Genomic DNA, 16,953 nt, shown 5'->3' with positions numbered 1-16,953 from the left:
TGGTCTCCCGGTTCTCTCTTATTTCTGACAGGCGGCGCAATAGAAGGTGGAGCGACCCGCCTGCACAATACGGGCGACCGTACCGCCGCAGCCGGGCGTGCCGCAAGCCTGACCTTCGCGATCATAGACGGAGAAGGAATGCTGGAAATAGCCGAGCGATCCGTCGGTTTGGATGTGGTCGCGCAGCGACGATCCGCCGGCGGCGATCGCAACGGCGATGACGTCGCGGATCGAGGCGACGAGCAGGCCGAGTCTTTCCTTCGGTTTGCCGCCCGGCGTCACCAGGGTGCCGGCGGCGCGGATCGGCGAAAGATGCGAACGCCACAGCGCCTCGCAGACATATATATTGCCGAGACCGGCGATGTTCTTCTGGTCGAGAAGCGCGCTCTTCAGCGGCTGCGCCTTGTCGCGAAAGCGTTCGGCAAGATAGGCGGCGCCAAGTTCGTTTCCCGTCGGCTCCGGGCCGAGATCGCGGAAGAAGGGATGGGCGGCGAGATCGGCACGCCCCACCATATCCATGAAACCGAAACGGCGCGGATCGTTATAGATAACGCGGCGCGGGCCACCTGAACCTTCCAGATGAAAGACGACGTGATCGTGCTTCTCGTCCTTCGAGCGGGCATGGTGGAATTCTCCCGGCGTGGCCGAGCCGGCGCCTTCTTCGATGCGAAACGAACCGGACATGCCGAGATGGGAAATCAACGTGTTGCCGTCGTCGAGGTCGACCAGCAGATATTTGGCGCGGCGGCCAAGCCCGACGATGGTGCGGCCGGACACCCTGTCCGCCAAGGCATCGGGAAAGGGGAACCGCAAATCCCTGCGGCGCAGCTCCAGCCTTGCGACACGAGCCCCCTCCATCGCCGGCGCCAGCCCGCGTCTGACCGTTTCGACTTCTGGCAATTCCGGCATCTTAACCCATCTATATCGAACATGTTTCAACCGAGGACGATGTGCGCTATAGCGCCAGTGGGCCGCGGAGAGCGCGGCCCAGTGATAACGTCGCGCGCGGTCTTTCGCTATGGCCGCCGTGCCTGAATCTTGAAGGAACGGAGCAGCCTGATGTCAGAAAGCCGCACTTCCGCCGATGGCGGCATGGAGACCTCCTACGGCTTTCGCGAGGTGCCCGGCGGCGAGAAGCAGGGCCTGGTCAACCAGGTGTTCCACAAGGTCGCCAAACGCTATGACATCATGAACGACGTCATGTCGATGGGCATGCACCGCGTCTGGAAGGATGCGATGATCGCCGCGCTCAATCCGCGCAAGGAGCCGGGCTACAAGGTGCTCGACGTTGCCGGCGGCACCGGCGACATCGCCTTTCGCATCGTCGAGGCTTCGGGCCGACAGGCGCATGCCACCGTGCTCGACATCAACGGCTCGATGCTCGGCGTCGGCGCCGAGCGGGCGGAAAAGAAGAAGCTTTCCGGCAATCTGACCTTCGTCGAGGCGAATGCCGAGGAACTGCCCTTCGAGGCTGCCAGCTTCGACGCCTATACGATCGCCTTCGGCATCCGCAACGTGCCGCGGATCGATGTCGCGCTGGCTGAGGCCTATCGTGTGCTGAAGCGCGGCGGCCGGCTGCTGGTCCTGGAGTTTTCCGAAGTCGACATGCCGCTGCTCGACACAATCTACGACGCCTGGTCGTTCAACGCCATTCCGCAATTCGGCAAGGCGATCACCGGCGATGCCGAGCCCTACCAGTATCTGGTGGAATCGATCCGCAAATTCCCGAACCAGGAGAATTTCGCGGCGATGATCCGCCAAGCCGGCTTTTCGCGCGTCAGCTACACCAATTATACCGGCGGCATCGCCGCACTGCATTCCGGCTGGAAGCTCTGAGGGAATGAAGAAAAAAGAGACGAACCTCCGTCACCGGGGCATTCCGGCATGAGCACTTTCGGAGCCTATTTCCGCCTTTGGCGCGTCGGCTGGGTGCTTGTGCGTGAGGGCGTCGTGTCGGCGCTTCCTTCCGAAGGCTTGCCGCCTTCGGTCGCGCTCGCCAAATCCCTCGTCGCGATTTTCGAACGAAGCAAGGCAAAGCATCAGAAGCGCAGCGACCGATTGGCGCAGGCAGTCGAGCGGCTGGGCCCCTCCTATGTGAAGATCGGGCAGTTCCTGGCGACGCGGCCGGATGTGGTCGGGGTCGAATTCGCCAACGACCTGTCGCAGCTGCAGGACCGCATGGCCTTCTTTTCCTCGGCTGCCGCCAAGGCAAATATCGAAGGCTCGCTCGGGCGGCCGATCGGCGAACTTTATGCGAGCTTCGGCGAGCCGATCGCCGCCGCCTCGATCGCACAGGTGCATCCGGCCGAAGTCGAGACATCGCAAGGCCGAAAGAAGGTCGCCGTCAAGATCGTGCGACCCGGGGTGCGCCAGCGTTTTGCGCACGACATCGAGGCCATGTACCTCGTCGCTCATATGCAGGAGCGTTTCATGCCGTCGAGCCGGCGGTTGCGGCCGGTCGAGGTGACGAAGACGCTTGAACAGACGACGAAGGTGGAGATGGATCTCCGTCTGGAGGCGGCAGCACTTTCGGAGATCGCCGAAAATACCGAGAGAGATCCCGGTTTCCGCGTCCCGAAGGTCGACTGGGAGCGCACCGGGCGCGACGTCATCACCATGGAGTGGATCGACGGCACGAGGATGTCCGATGTCGAGGGTCTGCGGGCGGCCGGCCACGATCTCAACCTGCTTGCCGATACGCTGATCCAGTCGTTCCTGCGCCACACGCTGCGCGACGGCTTCTTCCATGCCGACATGCATCCGGGCAACCTCTTCGTCGATGCGGACGGCATGATCGTCGCCGTCGACATGGGCATCGTCGGGCGGCTCGGCAAGAAGGAGCGGCGGTTCCTCGCCGAAATCCTCTACGGCTTCATCACCCGCGATTACATTCGCGTCGCCGAGGTGCATTTCGAGGCGGGCTATGTGCCCGGCCACCACAATGTCGAGAGCTTCGCCCAGGCAATCCGCGCCATCGGCGAGCCGATCCATGGACAGCCGGCCGAGACGATCTCGATGGGCAAGCTGCTGACACTGCTGTTCGAAGTGACCGAGCTCTTCGACATGGCGACGCGGCCGGAACTGGTGATGCTGCAGAAGACCATGGTCGTGGTCGAAGGCGTGTCGCGCATGCTCAACCCGCGCTTCAACATGTGGAAGGCATCCGAGCCCGTGGTCGGCGACTGGATTCGCAACAATCTCGGGCCGAAGCGGATCGCTACCGATCTCAAGGACGGGCTGAAGGCGGCGGTCAAGCTTGCCGAAGCCGTGCCGGAAATTGCGGCAAAGACAGAAAAATTCCACCATCAGCTCCTGCATATGAGCGAGCATGGCCTGCGTTTCGACGAGGAGACAGCCGAGGCGATCGGCAAGGCGGAAGCACGGCACAACCGCTCGGCCAGGATCGCGCTGTGGGTCATCGCATTGACGCTTCTCTATATTGCCTGGATGCTGAGCTGACCGCCTCCCGATAACATGCTGTGTTCGGCATTTAGGATATCCCATGTAGCGGAGGGCTCGCTTAGTCTCACCGTTTAGGAGATCTGGCCCATGCAGCACGAACGCCCCGGCATCGAACTTTCCGGACGACCGCTTGGTTTTGCCGAGATGGTGAGCATCGGTGCGGGCAAGGCGGCGATTTCTGTCTCGGCAACCGGCATGGCCCGCATCGCCATCGCCCGCGAGATCGTCGAGGATGCGATCGCTTCCGGCATGCCGGTCTACGGCTCGACGACAGGTGTCGGCGCGATGAAGGATGTGGAGTGGTCGGCCGACGAACTCGACACTTTCAATCTTGGTCTGGTGCGCGCCCATCATTTCGGCACCGGCACGCCGTTTTCCTGCAACGTCGTGCGTAACGCCATGGCGATCCGCGTCAATACGGCGCTGACCGGCCAGGTCGGCTGCACGCCGGAGCTGATCGAGGCCTATATCAGGATGCTGGAGGCCGATGTCATCCCGGTCGTGCGCCGCACCGGCTCGATCGGCTGCGCCGATATCGGCCTGATGGGGCAGATCGGCGCGGTGCTGACCGGCGTCGGCGAAGCCGTCTATCGCGGCAAACGGATGCAGGCGGCCGAAGCCTTCCGGGCCGCGGGACTGGAACCGGTGCGGATGGCGCCTCGCGACAGCCTCGCCTCGCTCAGCATCAATGCGGTGAGCTTTGCCGCAGCTGCGGAAACGACACGCAACGCAGCGGCCTCGATCCGCATCCTGCTGGCGACAGCGATGATGGCCGCCGGCGCGCTCGGCGCCTCCCGCGACCCGTGGAAGGCCGTCCGCCATGTGGGCACGGCGCGCGAGGCGCTGATCGGCGCCTGGCTGTGCAATGCGTCGGACGAATGGAACTGGCCGGTCGCGACGCATGTGCAGGATCCGCTCAGCCTGCGCATGATCGCCCAGGTGTTCGGCGCCGTCATCGAAAACCTGCTGTCGACCGGCCACAAGATCCTTGCCGCCACCGGCCGCTCGGACGACAATCCCGTGGTGGTGGAAGGCAGGGTGATGACGTCGGGCGGATCGCTGCCGCTCGATGTGACCATCCTGCTCGAATCGGCGGCGCTGTGCATGGCGCACGCGGCACGCAACGCCTTCAACCGCTGCGTCATTCTCGGCAATGGCCAGCGGCGCGACCTGCCGGTCAATCTCGTGCCGCAGGGCCGGATCGCCACCGGCTTCGGGCCGATCATCAAGCTTGCCGGCGAGATCTTTTCGCGCGTCTTGTCGATGTCCCATCCCGTTTCGGCGCAGTCGCTGGTCGTTGCGGCCGGCCTGGAGGACGAGGCGGCCTTCCTGCCGCTCGTCATCGAACGCTTCGAGCGTCAGATGCAGGCGCTGAAGCGGCTTGCGGCACTCGAGGCGCTGCTGTCGGCCCAGGCAATCGACATTCTCGGAGACGAACCGAAGGGCGTCGCCGGCATGCTTTACCAGGTCGTGCGCAAACACGCGGCTTTTTATATTGTCGACCGGCCGCTTTCGGCCGAAGTCGAAGCGATCGAGGAAGAGCTCGGATCGGACGAGTTTCTGGCAAAACTGATCGAGCAGGTTCCAATCGCCTCCTTCGACGATTTCTTCGCACTCGGATCGCCGGAGCCCATCGAGGAGCTGCTGGCCAGCCGAACAGGATGATGTCAGGCCAAGGCCTGAAAATCTGAATCCTGTTCTACATTAACAAGTCGGGGCATGAACGCCGTAATAAGTCGCTCGCGCTTGCCACCCTGCCCCGGCCGTCAACGGTCTGACTTCAGTTAGGAGGAAGCGGCATGGACTTCGATCTCGTTCTGCAGGGCACGGTGGTGCTGCCGGACCGCATCCTCGAAGAGGGCTATGTCGCCGCCCGCGGCGGCAAGATCGCCGAAATCGGCTTCGGCGCGCCGCCCGCAGCGCGCGAGCGGCATCTGCTCGGCAAAGCGCTGATCATGCCCGGCGCGATCGACGCCCAGGTGCACTCGCTTTCCCAGAAGGATCAGGAGGATTTCATCTGGTCGACGCGCTCGGCGGCGGCCGGCGGCGTCACGACGATCGTCGACATGCCCTATGACGAGGGCAATCTTGTCTGCTCGGCCGCGGCAGTGAAAAGGAAGATCGACCATGCCGGCCCGCAGGCGCGCGTCGACTTCGCGCTTTACGGCACCGTCGATCCGGAGGAAGGCCCGGCGCGGATCGGCGAGATGGTCGAGGCCGGTGTCGCCGCCTTCAAGTTTTCCACCTTCGGCACCGATCCGAAGCGTTTTCCGCGCATACCCCCGGCCCTGCTCGACGCCTGCTTTGCGGCCATCGCTCCGACGGGGCTGACGGCAGGCGTGCACAATGAGGATGACGAGGCGGTGCGCAGCTACATGGAGCAGGTAAAGGCGAGCGGCATCACCGACTGGCGGGCGCACGGCCTGTCGCGACCTGCAATCACCGAACTCCTGGCGATGCACACGATCTTCGAAACGGGCGCCAATACCGGCTGCCCCTCGCATGTCGTGCATTGCTCGCTCGGGCGCGGCTACGATATCGCCCGGGCCTACCGCCGCGACGGTTTTGCGGCGACCGTCGAATGCTGCATCCATTATCTGACGCTTGATGAAGAGAACGATGTGAAGCGCCTGGGCGGCAAGGCGAAGATTAATCCGCCGCTGCGGCCGCGCGCCGAGGTGGAGAAGCTCTGGCGGAAGGTGGCCGACGGCGATGTCTGGCTGGTTTCGACCGATCACGTCAGCTGGTCGGAGAACCGCAAGACCAATCCCGACATGCTCGCCAACGCATCCGGCGTGCCGGGTCTCGAGGTCATGGTGCCGCTTTTTGTCAAAGGCGCCATAGAACGCGGCATTCCACTGACTTGGGCGGCCCGGCTGATGGCGGAAAATCCGGCGAAACATTTCCGACTCGACCATATCAAGGGGGCGCTGACGCCGGGCAAGGATGCCGATATCGCCGTGCTCGAACCGCGCGACAGCATCTATGATGCATCGGCAAGCGGCAACAATGTCGCCAGCTGGAGCCCCTATAACGGCATTGCCTTGCCGTGGACGGTTGCGGCCACCTATCTGCGCGGCGAAAAGGTCGCCGAAGGCGGCAAGGTGCTGGCCAAGCCCGGCACCGGCCGGTTCGTCCGGCCGCCGCCGCGCCACATCGTTGCGGGAGCCAGCGCATGAGTCGCAATCTTGCCGTCAATGCCAGCCGGATCGCTGAGGATATCGTGGCGCTGGCCGAAATCACCGAGGCGGGACATCCCTGGACGCGGCGGGCCTTCTCGCCGCTCTTTCTCGAAGGCCGGACCTATCTCGAAGCGCGGATGAAGGCGGCCGGACTGGAAACGCGGATCGACGCAGCCGGCAATCTGATCGGCCGGCGCACGGGCCGCAAACCCTGGCTCGGCACGATCATGCTCGGTTCGCATTCCGACACGGTGCCGGACGGCGGCCGCTTCGACGGCATTGCCGGTGTGATTGCGGCGCTTGAGGTGGCGCGCGCGCTCAGCGACCAGACGATCGAGCTCGACCACGATCTGGAGATCGTCGATTTTCTCGCCGAAGAAGTCAGCATCTTCGGCGTCTCCTGCGTCGGCAGCCGCGCCATGACCGGACAATTGCCGGAGTCCTGGCTCTCGCGCGTCAGCGGCGATCTCGACCTTGCCGAGGGCATTGCCCAAGTGGGCGGTGAACCCGGTGTACTGGGGCAGCAGAAGAGGCCGGATATTGCAGGGTTTCTCGAATTGCACATCGAGCAGGGGCCGGTGCTCGAAGCCGAACGGAAGGATATCGGCATCGTCACTGCGATCGCGGGCATCACTCGCATCGAAATCACCGTCGAAGGGCGGGCCGATCATGCCGGCACGACGCCGATGGACCGGCGGGCGGATGCGCTGGTGGCGGCATCGCAGCTGGTGCTCGACATCCGAAACGCCGCCGCTGAACTTGCCACAACGCCGGGGCATTTTGCGGCAACGGTCGGCGAATTCAGGATCGAGCCGAATGCCGCCAATGTCGTGCCGTCGAAGGTCGTGCTGCTGATCGACGGGCGTGCGGAAATCCGCGCCGACATGGAGGCCTTCTGCCGCTGGCTCGACGGCCATGTCGAAAAGCTGGCGACCGCCTACGGCGTGACGATCGAGGCGCCGAACCGGGTGTCCGACAATCTGCCGACGCCGGGCGATGCCGGGCTGCTTTCGACGCTCGAAACCGCCTGCGAGCGGGTCGGCGCGAAACATCGGCGTATGGCGTCGGGTGCCGGACACGACACGGCCTGGATCGCCAAGGTGGCGCCGGCGGCCATGATTTTCGTGCCCTGCCGGGGAGGCCGCAGCCATTGCCCCGACGAATGGGCCGACAACGACGACATCGCACTTGGCGCCGCCGTGCTGTTCGAGGCGGTGCGCGAGATGGACACGGATTCGAAACGGGAGAAGGCCAATGGGACGCATACTGGTTGAGAAGGATGTTGAAGCCGCTGTCAAGGGCGGCTCCGTCTATGCCGCCGGCGGCGGTGGCTGGGCCGATCACGGGCGGATGCTTGGGCTGGCGGCCGTCAATGTCGGGAAACCGGAGCTGGTCTCGATCGACGAACTAAAGGACGAGGACTGGATCGCGACGGCCGCCGCCATCGGCGCGCCGGCCTCCACCACGCCCTGGGAAATGCAGGGCATCGACTATGTGAAGGCCGTGCAGCTCTTGCAGGAGGCGCTGGGCGAGAAGCTTTCCGGGCTGATGATAGGCCAGAACGGCAAATCCTCGACGCTGAACGGCTGGCTGCCCTCGGCGATCCTCGGCACCAAGGTGGTCGATGCAGTCGGCGATATCCGCGCCCATCCGACCGGCGACATGGGCTCGATCGGCATGGCCGGCTCGCCCGAGCCAATGGTCCAGACGGCGGTCGGCGGCAATCGCGCCGAGAACCGCTATATCGAACTGGTGGTGAAGGGGGCAACGGCGAAGATCTCGCCGGTGCTGCGTGCCGCCGCCGATCAATCCGGCGGCTTCATCGCCAGCTGCCGCAACCCGCTGCGCGCTTCCTATGTCCGCAGCCATGCCGCACTCGGCGGCATCTCGATGGCGCTTGCGCTCGGAGAGGCGATCATCGCGGCGGAGAAGGGCGGCGGAGCTGCCGTCATTGACGCGATCTGCAAGACGACGGGCGGACATATCCTCGCCGAGGGCGTCATATCTAGAAAGGACGTCGTCTACACCAGGGAAGCCTTCGACATCGGCACGGTCATCGTCGGTTCCGGCGCAAAATCGGTGACGGTGCATGTAATGAACGAATATATGGCCGTGGACGACGCCGATGGCGGCCGGCTTGCCACCTTCCCCGCCGTGATCACCACGCTGTCTCAGGAGGGCGAGCCGCTCAGCGTCGGGCAGCTGCAGGAAGGCATGTCCGTCTTCATCTTGCATGTGCCGAAGGACATCATCCCGCTGTCGGCAAGCGTGCTCGATCCCACCGTCTATCCCGTCGTCGAAAAAGCGATGGGCATCGAGATCGCCCGCTATGCGCTGGAAACGAAGGCCTGAGCCATGACGCGCGATCCCGGCCTCGAAGAATTGCTGCGCGAAGAACTCGGCGATCGGCCGGGGCTGACCGAAAAATCCATGTTCGGCGGCCGGGCCTTCCTGCTGAACGGCAATCTGCTTTGCGGCGCGCGCAGCGACGGCATGCTGATCCGCCTCGGCAGGAGCAATGACGGCTGGGCGCTGGCGCTGCCAGGCGTGATCCAGATGCTATCGGGCGAACGGATAATGCAGGGCTGGGTGCGGGCCACGGCCGAGGTTTACGGCGACGATGCACTGAGACGGCGTTTGCTCGATGGCGCGCTCGCCTATGTGGAATCGCTGCCGGGCAAATAACCTGCCACTCCCTTTTCCCCAGCGGGGTTCCGAAGGAAAAAGTTGAAAACAAAGCGAGGAAACGACCATGCCGAAGGCCAATCCGCGTCATCCGAAATTTCCCATTCCCGGCGGGCCGGAGCTGCGCGCCAGGGGCTGGCGGCAGGAAGCGCTGCTGCGCCTGCTCGAAAACGTGCTATCGGTCGGCGAGGATCCCGAAAACCTGATCGTCTATGCCGCGCTCGGCAAGGCGGCCCGCAGCTGGGCGGCGCATAAGGGCATCGTCACCGCGCTGACCGAGATGGAAGAGAACCAGACGCTGCTGATCCAGTCCGGCAAACCGATCGGGCTGGTGCGTACGCACGCCAAGGCGCCGCTCGTCATCATGGCGAACTGCAATCTCGTCGGCCAATGGGCAAAGGCCGAGGTGTTCTACGAGCTGCAGCGCAAGGGACTAATCTGCTGGGGTGGACTGACGGCCGGCGCCTGGCAATATATCGGCAGCCAGGGCGTCATCCAGGGCACCTACGAGATCTTCATGCGCATTGCCGAGCGGCGCTTCGGCGGCGATCTCGCCGGCCGCTTCGTGCTGACGGCCGGCCTCGGCGGCATGGGCGGGGCGCAGCCGCTCGCCGGCCGCATGGCGGGCGCTGCGATCCTCTGCATCGACATTGATCCGGAGCGCGCCCGCAAGCGCCAGCAGATTGGTTATCTCCAGGAGATCGCGCCCGATCTCGATACCGCCCTTGAAATGATCGATGCGGCGGTGAAGGAGAAGCGGGCGCTGTCCGTCGGGCTCGTCGGCAATGCCGCCGAGCTCTATCCCGAAATCGCAAGGCGCGGAATCGTGCCCGATATCGTTACCGACCAGACCTCGGCGCACGATCTGGTCTATGGCTATGTGCCGAAGGGCATGAGCCTCGATCAGGTGAAAGAACTGCGTGACGACGGCCAGGGGCAGTTGATGGCGGCAAGCCGCGCCTCGATCGTCGAGCATGTGACGGCGATGCTGGAATTCCAGAAGCGCGGCTCGGAGGTCTTCGACAACGGCAACCTGATCCGCACCCAGGCGAAGGAGGGCGGCGTCAGCAAGGCCTTCGACATTCCGATCTTCACTGAAGCCTATCTGAGACCGCTCTTTGCCCGGGCGATCGGCCCGTTCCGCTGGATGGCACTCTCGGGCGAGGAGAGCGATATCGCCCGCATCGACGATCTGCTGCTCGAACTGTTTCCCGAAAACAAGATCATCACCAACTGGATCCGGCTGGCGCGCGAGCATGTTCCCTTCGAGGGGCTACCGGCCCGCATCGCCTGGCTCGGCCACGGCGAACGCACGGCACTTGCCCTTCGCGTGAATGCGCTGGTGGCGAGCGGCGATCTTAAGGGCCCGGTCGCCTTTTCCCGCGACCATCTCGATGCCGGCGCCATGGCGCATCCCAATATCATGACCGAGCGGATGAAGGACGGTTCCGACGCGATCGCGGACTGGCCGCTGATCGACGCGATGATGCTCTGCTCGTCGATGGCCGATCTCGTCGTCGTCCATTCCGGCGGCGGCGGCTATGCCGGCTACATGACGAGCTGCGGCGTCACCATCGTCGCCGACGGCACCGACGCCGCGGACGAGCGGCTCGACCATGCGCTGACCAACGACACCGCCCTCGGCGTCATGCGTTACGCCGATGCGGGCTACGAGGAGGCGCTGGATGAGGTGGTGAAGAAGGACGTGCGCTATATCCGGCTTGGTTGAAATGTAAGTCGAGGGCCGTGACATGGAAACCGCAAAAATCTTCTGGTCAGGGCGGTCCCAAGCCGTCCGCTGCCGAAGGAAGCGCAGCAGGAACGACCTGACCTCGACTCCATCAAATGAAATACCTGCTCGATGCAAATGCCGTCATTGCCATGATAAGGGGCAATGAACGTCCCATCGCCGAACTGCGCAAGCACACGCCAACGGATTTCGCCATGCCGGCGTCGCGCATGAACTCTTTTGCGGCGCTTACAAAAGTCTAGATATCGATCAGAATGTGGCGCGGATCGATGCGCTACTTCGCCATCCTGGAAATTGACCGGAACGACGGGCGCAAGGCGGGAGAAGTTCGCGCAGCGCTGCGAGCATCGGGAGCGCCCATCGGCCCCTATGCTTTTATCCTTGCAAGACGCTGAGCGACACAGGCGGAGATAAAGGCGAGCGCCAGCAGGACAAGGGTGAAGGTGACGACGGCGGCCCAGCCGTCGGTTGCCCAGAACCAGCCACCCGCCGACCCCACGAGACTGGAGCCGACGTAGTAGGCCAGCATATAGAGCGACGAGGCGTGGCCCTTGGTGCCATGCGCCAGCCTGCCGACGAGGCCGCTGGCGATGGAATGGCTCATGAAGAAGCCGGCCGTCAGCACGACAATGCCGAGGATGATCGATGGCAGCGCGGCGGAAAGCGTCAGAGCACTGCCGGCGGCGGTCAGCGTAAGGCCGAAGAGCAGCATGGAGAAATGCCCGATCCGATCTCCGACCAGGCCGCCGATCGAGGCGGCGGCGATGCCGAAGAGATAGACGGTGAAGATCAGGCCGAGTTCCGTCTGGTTGAGGCCATAGGGCGGCGCCACCAGACGGAAGCCGGTATAATTGTAGATGGTCACGAAGGAACCCATCGCCAGGAAGGCGACGGCGAAGAGGAAGGGAAGCGCCGGATTGGCGAGATGGCCGAGCCAGGCCCTGGCATGGAAACATGGGTCGAAGCCCGGCCGGCGGACGAAATTCCGCGATGGCGGCAGCAGGGCGATGAAGCCGAGCGCGGCGGCAAGGCCGATGACGCCGATAAGCAAAAGCGCCGGACGCCAGCTGAGATATTCGGCAAAGATGGCGGTCAGCACGCGGCCGGACATGCCGCCGAAGGCCGTGCCGCCGACATAGAGGCCCATGGTGGCGCCAAGGCCGCGCGGATCGATTTCCTCGGCTAGATAGGCCATGGCGACGGCGGGCACGCCGCCGAGAGCGAAGCCCTGCAGGGCGCGGATGACGAGCAGCAGCTGCCAGTTCGACGCAAAAGCCGTGGCCACTGTCAGCAAGGCCGCGCCGAGCAGCGATATCGACATCAGACTGCGGCGGCCGAGGCCTTCCGAGAGGGCAGCGGCGCAGACGATGGCGAGTGCGAGGAAGCCGGTGGAGAGCGATAGCGACAGCGAGCTTTCGGCCGGGCTGACGGAAAATTCCTGCGAAAAGATCGGCAGCAGCGGCTGCACGGAATACAGCAGCGAGAAGGTGGAAAAGCCGGAGAGGAAAAGCGCCAGGCTGGCGCGGCGATAGGCGCCGGTACCGCGCATCAAATAGTGCTTTTCTGCGGTGAGCACGGTCTTCACGACGTGCGCTGAGGGCGGCATATCTTCATCCTGACGACCCTTCGAATCATGGATTATCCGCAATATCCCAATAGGGCGGATCGCCAAAACTCTTCTTCAGATGATCGGCGATAGCACGCAGTTTGGCCGAGGGATTGCGACCGGCGGGACGGGCCATGTAGATGAATTCGGCTTCCGGCCTGTGACCGACATCGATTTCGGCAAGCAGGCCCTCGCGGATTGCCGGGCCGGCAATGAAGGCGGGCAGCAGCGCAATACCGAGGCCGGCGATGGCCGCGTCGCGGAGCATATCGCCGTTGTTGATGCCGAGCGCCGGTTTTGCGCGGACGAGGATCGCGCCCTCTAGCGTCTGGAAGCGCCAGTCGGCGACACCGCGATTGGTGTAGAAGATGCCGCGATGACTGTTCAAGTCGGCGAGCGAGGTCGGCATTCCCTGGCGGGCGAGATAAACCGGCGAGGCGCAGAGAAGGCGGCGGCTCGGCGCAAGCTTCCAGGCGACCAGCCGGCTGTCGGCGAGCGGGCCGTTGCGGATGATGGCGTCATAGCCGTCCGACGCGGCATCGACACGGCGGTCGTCTATATCCAGCGTCAGGTGGATATCGGGATGTTCGGCGAGAAAGGGATAGAGCGCCGGACCGAGATGCATGCGGCCGAAGGTGACGGGTGCAGCAATACGGATCGGGCCGGACAGCGTGCCGCGCCGCTCAGCCATGTCGGCGGCCGCCTCCTCGATCTCGCGCACGATGCGCCCGGCCCGTTCCAGGAAGACCGCACCGTCCTCGGTCAGAGTGAGTTTGCGCGTCGTTCGGTGCAGCAGCGTGCCGCCCAGCGCCTTCTCCAGTTCTGCCAGCCTTTCGCTGACGACGGATTTTGAGAGCCTGAGCCGCCGGGCCGCCTCGCTGACCGAGCCGGCCTCGACGACGGCAACGAAAGCGGCAATGCCTTCGATCCTGATCATTGTTCGGACTTTCCGAATTCGACTTCCCCGATCTGGATACTAATCCGAACAAAAAGAAAATGCCATCTTCCATTCAACGGAAGGGACGGCAGGGGCCGCCTCGCTGCAACATAGGAGATGGAACCATGAACCGCTTGAACAACAAGATCGCAATCGTCACCGGCGCAAGCTCCGGCATCGGCCGCGTCACCGCAAAGCTCTTTGCCGCCGAAGGTGCCAAGGTCGTCGTCGGCGCCCGCCGCGAGCGTGAACTCGACAGCCTCGTTGCGGAGATCAAGGCGGAAGGCGGCGATGCCATCGCCGTTGCCGGCGATGTCCGCTCGGAAGACTATCACAAGGCGCTGGTGGCGGCGGCCGTGACCAACTACGGCAAGCTCGATATCGCCTTCAACAATGCCGGCATCATCGGTGAAGCCGGTCCGAGCACCGGTGTCTCGGAAGCAGGTTTCAGCGAGGCGCTGGCCGTCAATCTCACGGCCTCCTTTCTCGCCGCCAAACATCAGATCGGCGCGATGGCGGACAATGGCGGCGGCTCGGTGATCTTCACCTCGACCTTCGTCGGCTACAGTTTCGCCTTTCCCGGCGTTGCCGCCTACGCCGCCAGCAAATCCGGCCTGATCGGCCTGACGCAGGCGCTCGCCGCTGAATTCGGGCCGCAGGGGATACGCGTCAATGCCATCCTGCCGGGCGCCGTCGATACCGACATGTACCGTGACGTGAACGATACGGCGGAGAAACAGGCTGCCATCACCAATATGCATGCGCTGAAGCGCGTCGCGACCCCGGAAGAAATCGCCCGCTCGGTTCTCTACCTCGCCTCCGACGATGCGAGCTTCGTCACCGGCACGGCTTCGCTGGTCGACGGCGGCATTTCGGTCACCCGCAGTTGAGATGGCGCAGTATGATATTGGCCGGCGGACTGGGGATCCCTCTCCAGCCCGTTCGCGCGATTGCATGTTCTGCGCCAAAGGCTTAGGGTCGGGGCCGGTCAATAAGGCGACGGGTAGAAAGCCATGGCTCTCAGCGGAAAACGCATCCTCCTCATCATTTCCGGCGGCATCGCCGCCTATAAGAGCCTGGACCTGATCCGCCGGCTGCGCGAGCGCGGCGCCAGTGTGCGCCCGATCCTGACCAAAGGGGCTCAGGAATTCGTCACGCCGCTTGCCGTCGGCGCGCTGGCGGCGGACCATGTGTTCGTCGATCTGTTTTCGCGGCAGGACGAACAGGATGTCGGTCATATCAGGCTGGCGCGCGACTGCGACCTCGTGCTCATCGCTCCCGCCACCGCCGACCTGATGGCGAAGATGGCGAACGGGCTCGCCGACGATCTCGCCTCGACCGTGCTTCTGGCAACGGCGAGGCCGGTGCTTGCGGCACCGGCGATGAACCCCAGAATGTGGGCGCATCCCGCGACCCGGCGCAATGCGGCAAGGCTGAGGGACGATGGCGTCCGCTTTGTCGGGCCGATGGCCGGCGAGATGGCGGAAAGCCACGAGGCCGGGCTCGGCCGGATGGCAGAGCCGCTTGATATCGTCGCTGCCGCCGAAACCATGCTCGATGACGGGGAAAAACCGCTGAAAGGACGCAAGGCGATCGTCACGTCAGGACCGACGCATGAGCCGATCGATCCGGTGCGCTACATCGCCAACCGCTCCTCCGGCCGGCAAGGCCATGCGATCGCCGCAGCCCTTGCCAAGCTCGGGGCAGAGGTGACGCTCGTCTCCGGGCCGGTCGCGATCGCCGACCCCGTCGGCGTCCACACCGTCCATGTCGAGCGGGCCGAGGAAATGCGTGATGCCGTGCTGGCGGCGCTGCCGGCCGATATCGCCGTGATGGTGGCGGCGGTGGCGGACTGGCGCGTCGCCTCGGCCGCCGACCAGAAGCTGAAGAAACATCCGGGCGAATCCATTCCGACGCTGGCGCTGACTGAAAATCCCGACATTCTCAAAACCATCGGCCATCACACGATGCGGCCGAAACTGGTGATCGGCTTTGCCGCCGAGACGCAGGACGTGGAGAGCAATGCGAGGGCGAAACTCGAGAGGAAGGGCGCCGACATGATCGTCGCCAACGACGTTTCTCCGGCGACCGGCATCATGGGCGGCAGCCGCAACAGCGTCAAACTCGTCCGTCACGACGGTGTCGAGCAATGGCCTGACCTGGCGAAAGAAGAGGTTGCCGAAAGGCTGGCGGCGCTGATCGCCGAGCGTTTCCACGCGTAGCTAGAGCATGTCTTGCAAAAGTGTGCAGCGGTTTTGCGATGAAGACATGCGTGAAAACAAAGACCTAAAGCGTGACAAGCGAATCTGAAAGATCGCGAACGCTTTTGAAATCGCTTTCGATTTCGACGACGATTATGCCGAGACAGCCAAAGGCTGCAGCTTGGCGGCGCGCTGATTTTCCGGCCGGAAATCCGCGACGTCGATGCCGTCTTTGCCGACGGTGACGGCGCTGCCATCGGGAATTTCCGCCCAGGCGTCGACATCGTCGTTCAACGGCTCGGAGACGAGGCAATAGCCGGCGCCGACCGGCGAGGCATAAAGCGTCGGGGCCTTGCGATCCGTGGCATAGCGGATCGCATAGAGCGTATTGCCGTCGGAGAAGGCGGCGGTAAAGCGCAGCAGGATCGAGCCGATGATGTTTTCGGCCAGGTCTTCGACGAAGCCGACCATAGCAGCCATCGCGGCGATCGGCGCCTCGCGCAGGCCAAATTGCAGCGCCAGAAGGAACATCAGTTCGGAATCGGTCGTGCCGCTGCGGGCATTGAACAATTCGTCGTCGAGCATCGCCTCCATCGGCCGGCGCAGGCGCTCAAAGCCGGAGATCTGGCCGTTATGCATGAAGGACCAGGTGTCGTGGGTGAAGGGGTGGCAATTGTCGCGGCGCGTGCCGCCGCCGGTGGCGGCGCGGACATGGGCGAGGAAGAGCGGCGAGCGGATCTGCCGCGCCAGGCTCTTCAGATTGCAGTCCGACCAGGCCGGCAGGATATCGCGGTAGCGGCCGGGCTCGGGCCTGTCGCCATACCAGGCGATGCCGAAGCCGTCGCCGTTCGTTGCCGTCTTGGCACGGGTGGCGCAATGGGACTGCTCGATCAGCGAATGGGCGGGCGAAGATACCAGCTCCTCAAGATAGAGAGGGTCTCCGCGATAGGCTGCCCAGCGACACATGGCTCTTGCTCCGGAACCCGCCGCCGCATCGGCGGGAATGCTGAAATTGTCTGACGGCGCGGCTAACAACAGCTTAACGAGCGACCGGTTTGCAAGCCGATCATGACGGATTCGTGACTGGGCAGCGCTTCAAATTCGACGAAACGCTGTGTTCTTTTGTGAAC

Annotated in this window: 15 protein-coding genes; 11 read left to right on the top strand and 4 right to left on the bottom strand. The window is 64.0% G+C overall.

The window, feature by feature from the left end; all coding sequences use genetic code 11:
* Positions 1–18: 18 nt before the first annotated feature.
* The gene (gene mutM, locus J2J99_RS01975) at positions 19–909 is read right to left on the bottom strand and encodes a bifunctional DNA-formamidopyrimidine glycosylase/DNA-(apurinic or apyrimidinic site) lyase (RefSeq protein ID WP_168295329.1); all 891 of its coding nucleotides are present in this window, start codon (positions 907–909) and stop codon (positions 19–21) included.
* A 150-nt stretch (positions 910–1,059) separates the two neighbouring features.
* On the opposite strand from mutM, the gene ubiE reads away from it, so the two are divergent.
* The 9 genes from ubiE to J2J99_RS33850 all read left to right on the top strand — a co-directional run bounded on the left by ubiE (position 1,060) and on the right by J2J99_RS33850 (position 11,321).
* The gene (gene ubiE / locus J2J99_RS01970) at positions 1,060–1,836 is read left to right on the top strand and encodes a bifunctional demethylmenaquinone methyltransferase/2-methoxy-6-polyprenyl-1,4-benzoquinol methylase UbiE (protein ID WP_168295331.1); all 777 of its coding nucleotides are present in this window, start codon (positions 1,060–1,062) and stop codon (positions 1,834–1,836) included.
* Between the two features lie 48 nt (positions 1,837–1,884).
* Positions 1,885–3,459, top strand: coding sequence for a 2-polyprenylphenol 6-hydroxylase (gene ubiB, locus J2J99_RS01965; protein WP_168295332.1), 1,575 nt, complete (start codon positions 1,885–1,887; stop codon positions 3,457–3,459).
* Positions 3,460–3,549: 90 nt separating this feature from the next.
* Entirely contained in the window at positions 3,550–5,127 is a 1,578-nt protein-coding gene (locus J2J99_RS01960; protein WP_168295333.1) for an aromatic amino acid lyase, read from the top strand.
* 134 nt (positions 5,128–5,261) lie between these two features.
* On the top strand, positions 5,262–6,641 hold the full coding sequence (locus J2J99_RS01955) for a hydantoin-5-propionate amidohydrolase (RefSeq protein ID WP_168295336.1): 1,380 nt from the start codon (positions 5,262–5,264) through the stop codon (positions 6,639–6,641).
* Positions 6,638–7,918 (top strand): Zn-dependent hydrolase, encoded by a 1,281-nt coding sequence (locus tag J2J99_RS01950; protein ID WP_168295337.1) that lies wholly within the window; start codon positions 6,638–6,640, stop codon positions 7,916–7,918. Before J2J99_RS01955 ends, J2J99_RS01950 begins: the two co-directional genes overlap by 4 nt.
* Complete coding sequence (locus J2J99_RS01945; RefSeq protein WP_168295338.1) at positions 7,899–8,996, top strand: thiohydantoin desulfurase; 1,098 nt, start codon at positions 7,899–7,901, stop codon at positions 8,994–8,996. The genes J2J99_RS01950 and J2J99_RS01945 overlap by 20 nt, the downstream gene beginning before the upstream one ends.
* Positions 8,997–8,999: 3 nt before the next feature.
* Positions 9,000–9,329, top strand: a complete 330-nt coding sequence (locus J2J99_RS01940) for a TfoX/Sxy family protein (RefSeq protein ID WP_168295339.1) — start codon at positions 9,000–9,002, stop codon at positions 9,327–9,329.
* 67 nt (positions 9,330–9,396) lie between these two features.
* On the top strand, positions 9,397–11,058 hold the full coding sequence (locus tag J2J99_RS01935) for a thiourocanate hydratase (protein WP_168295341.1): 1,662 nt from the start codon (positions 9,397–9,399) through the stop codon (positions 11,056–11,058).
* A 116-nt stretch (positions 11,059–11,174) separates the two neighbouring features.
* Positions 11,175–11,321, top strand: coding sequence for a PIN domain-containing protein (locus J2J99_RS33850; protein WP_246638756.1), 147 nt, complete (start codon positions 11,175–11,177; stop codon positions 11,319–11,321).
* A 125-nt stretch (positions 11,322–11,446) separates the two neighbouring features.
* On the opposite strand, the gene J2J99_RS01925 is transcribed toward J2J99_RS33850, so the two are convergent.
* Entirely contained in the window at positions 11,447–12,685 is a 1,239-nt protein-coding gene (locus tag J2J99_RS01925) for an MFS transporter (protein WP_168295342.1), read from the bottom strand.
* Between the two features lie 25 nt (positions 12,686–12,710).
* Positions 12,711–13,622, bottom strand: coding sequence for a LysR family transcriptional regulator (locus tag J2J99_RS01920; protein ID WP_168295343.1), 912 nt, complete (start codon positions 13,620–13,622; stop codon positions 12,711–12,713).
* 125 nt (positions 13,623–13,747) lie between these two features.
* Here J2J99_RS01920 and J2J99_RS01915 point away from each other — a divergent pair, with 125 nt between their 5' ends.
* Positions 13,748–14,512, top strand: a complete 765-nt coding sequence (locus J2J99_RS01915; RefSeq protein ID WP_168295344.1) for an SDR family oxidoreductase — start codon at positions 13,748–13,750, stop codon at positions 14,510–14,512.
* 123 nt (positions 14,513–14,635) lie between these two features.
* Positions 14,636–15,844, top strand: a complete 1,209-nt coding sequence (gene coaBC / locus J2J99_RS01910; RefSeq protein WP_168295346.1) for a bifunctional phosphopantothenoylcysteine decarboxylase/phosphopantothenate--cysteine ligase CoaBC — start codon at positions 14,636–14,638, stop codon at positions 15,842–15,844.
* A 132-nt stretch (positions 15,845–15,976) separates the two neighbouring features.
* Here coaBC and J2J99_RS01905 read toward each other — a convergent pair whose 3' ends face one another.
* Positions 15,977–16,789: a class II glutamine amidotransferase gene (locus J2J99_RS01905; RefSeq protein ID WP_168295347.1), complete on the bottom strand. Its 813-nt coding sequence runs from the start codon at positions 16,787–16,789 to the stop codon at positions 15,977–15,979.
* Positions 16,790–16,953: the final 164 nt, after the last annotated feature.

Source organism: Rhizobium binae, from assembly GCF_017357225.1.
In the GTDB taxonomy this organism is placed as follows: Bacteria; Pseudomonadota; Alphaproteobacteria; order Rhizobiales; family Rhizobiaceae; genus Rhizobium; species Rhizobium binae.
The sequence above is the reverse complement of the archived record's forward strand: the minus strand, read 5'-3'. Positions and strand labels throughout refer to the sequence as shown.

Coding starts and splice junctions, on each gene's coding strand:
- J2J99_RS01915 (WP_168295344.1), top strand. CDS start 13,748: ATGAACCGCTTGAACAACAAGATCGCAATCGTCACCGGCGCAAGCTCC.
- J2J99_RS01905 (WP_168295347.1), bottom strand. CDS start 16,789: ATGTGTCGCTGGGCAGCCTATCGCGGAGACCCTCTCTATCTTGAGGAG.
- J2J99_RS01920 (WP_168295343.1), bottom strand. CDS start 13,622: ATGATCAGGATCGAAGGCATTGCCGCTTTCGTTGCCGTCGTCGAGGCC.
- ubiE (WP_168295331.1), top strand. CDS start 1,060: ATGTCAGAAAGCCGCACTTCCGCCGATGGCGGCATGGAGACCTCCTAC.
- J2J99_RS01950 (WP_168295337.1), top strand. CDS start 6,638: ATGAGTCGCAATCTTGCCGTCAATGCCAGCCGGATCGCTGAGGATATC.
- J2J99_RS33850 (WP_246638756.1), top strand. CDS start 11,175: ATGAAATACCTGCTCGATGCAAATGCCGTCATTGCCATGATAAGGGGC.
- J2J99_RS01960 (WP_168295333.1), top strand. CDS start 3,550: ATGCAGCACGAACGCCCCGGCATCGAACTTTCCGGACGACCGCTTGGT.
- J2J99_RS01935 (WP_168295341.1), top strand. CDS start 9,397: ATGCCGAAGGCCAATCCGCGTCATCCGAAATTTCCCATTCCCGGCGGG.
- J2J99_RS01925 (WP_168295342.1), bottom strand. CDS start 12,685: ATGCCGCCCTCAGCGCACGTCGTGAAGACCGTGCTCACCGCAGAAAAG.
- J2J99_RS01955 (WP_168295336.1), top strand. CDS start 5,262: ATGGACTTCGATCTCGTTCTGCAGGGCACGGTGGTGCTGCCGGACCGC.
- mutM (WP_168295329.1), bottom strand. CDS start 909: ATGCCGGAATTGCCAGAAGTCGAAACGGTCAGACGCGGGCTGGCGCCG.
- ubiB (WP_168295332.1), top strand. CDS start 1,885: ATGAGCACTTTCGGAGCCTATTTCCGCCTTTGGCGCGTCGGCTGGGTG.
- J2J99_RS01940 (WP_168295339.1), top strand. CDS start 9,000: ATGACGCGCGATCCCGGCCTCGAAGAATTGCTGCGCGAAGAACTCGGC.
- J2J99_RS01945 (WP_168295338.1), top strand. CDS start 7,899: ATGGGACGCATACTGGTTGAGAAGGATGTTGAAGCCGCTGTCAAGGGC.
- coaBC (WP_168295346.1), top strand. CDS start 14,636: ATGGCTCTCAGCGGAAAACGCATCCTCCTCATCATTTCCGGCGGCATC.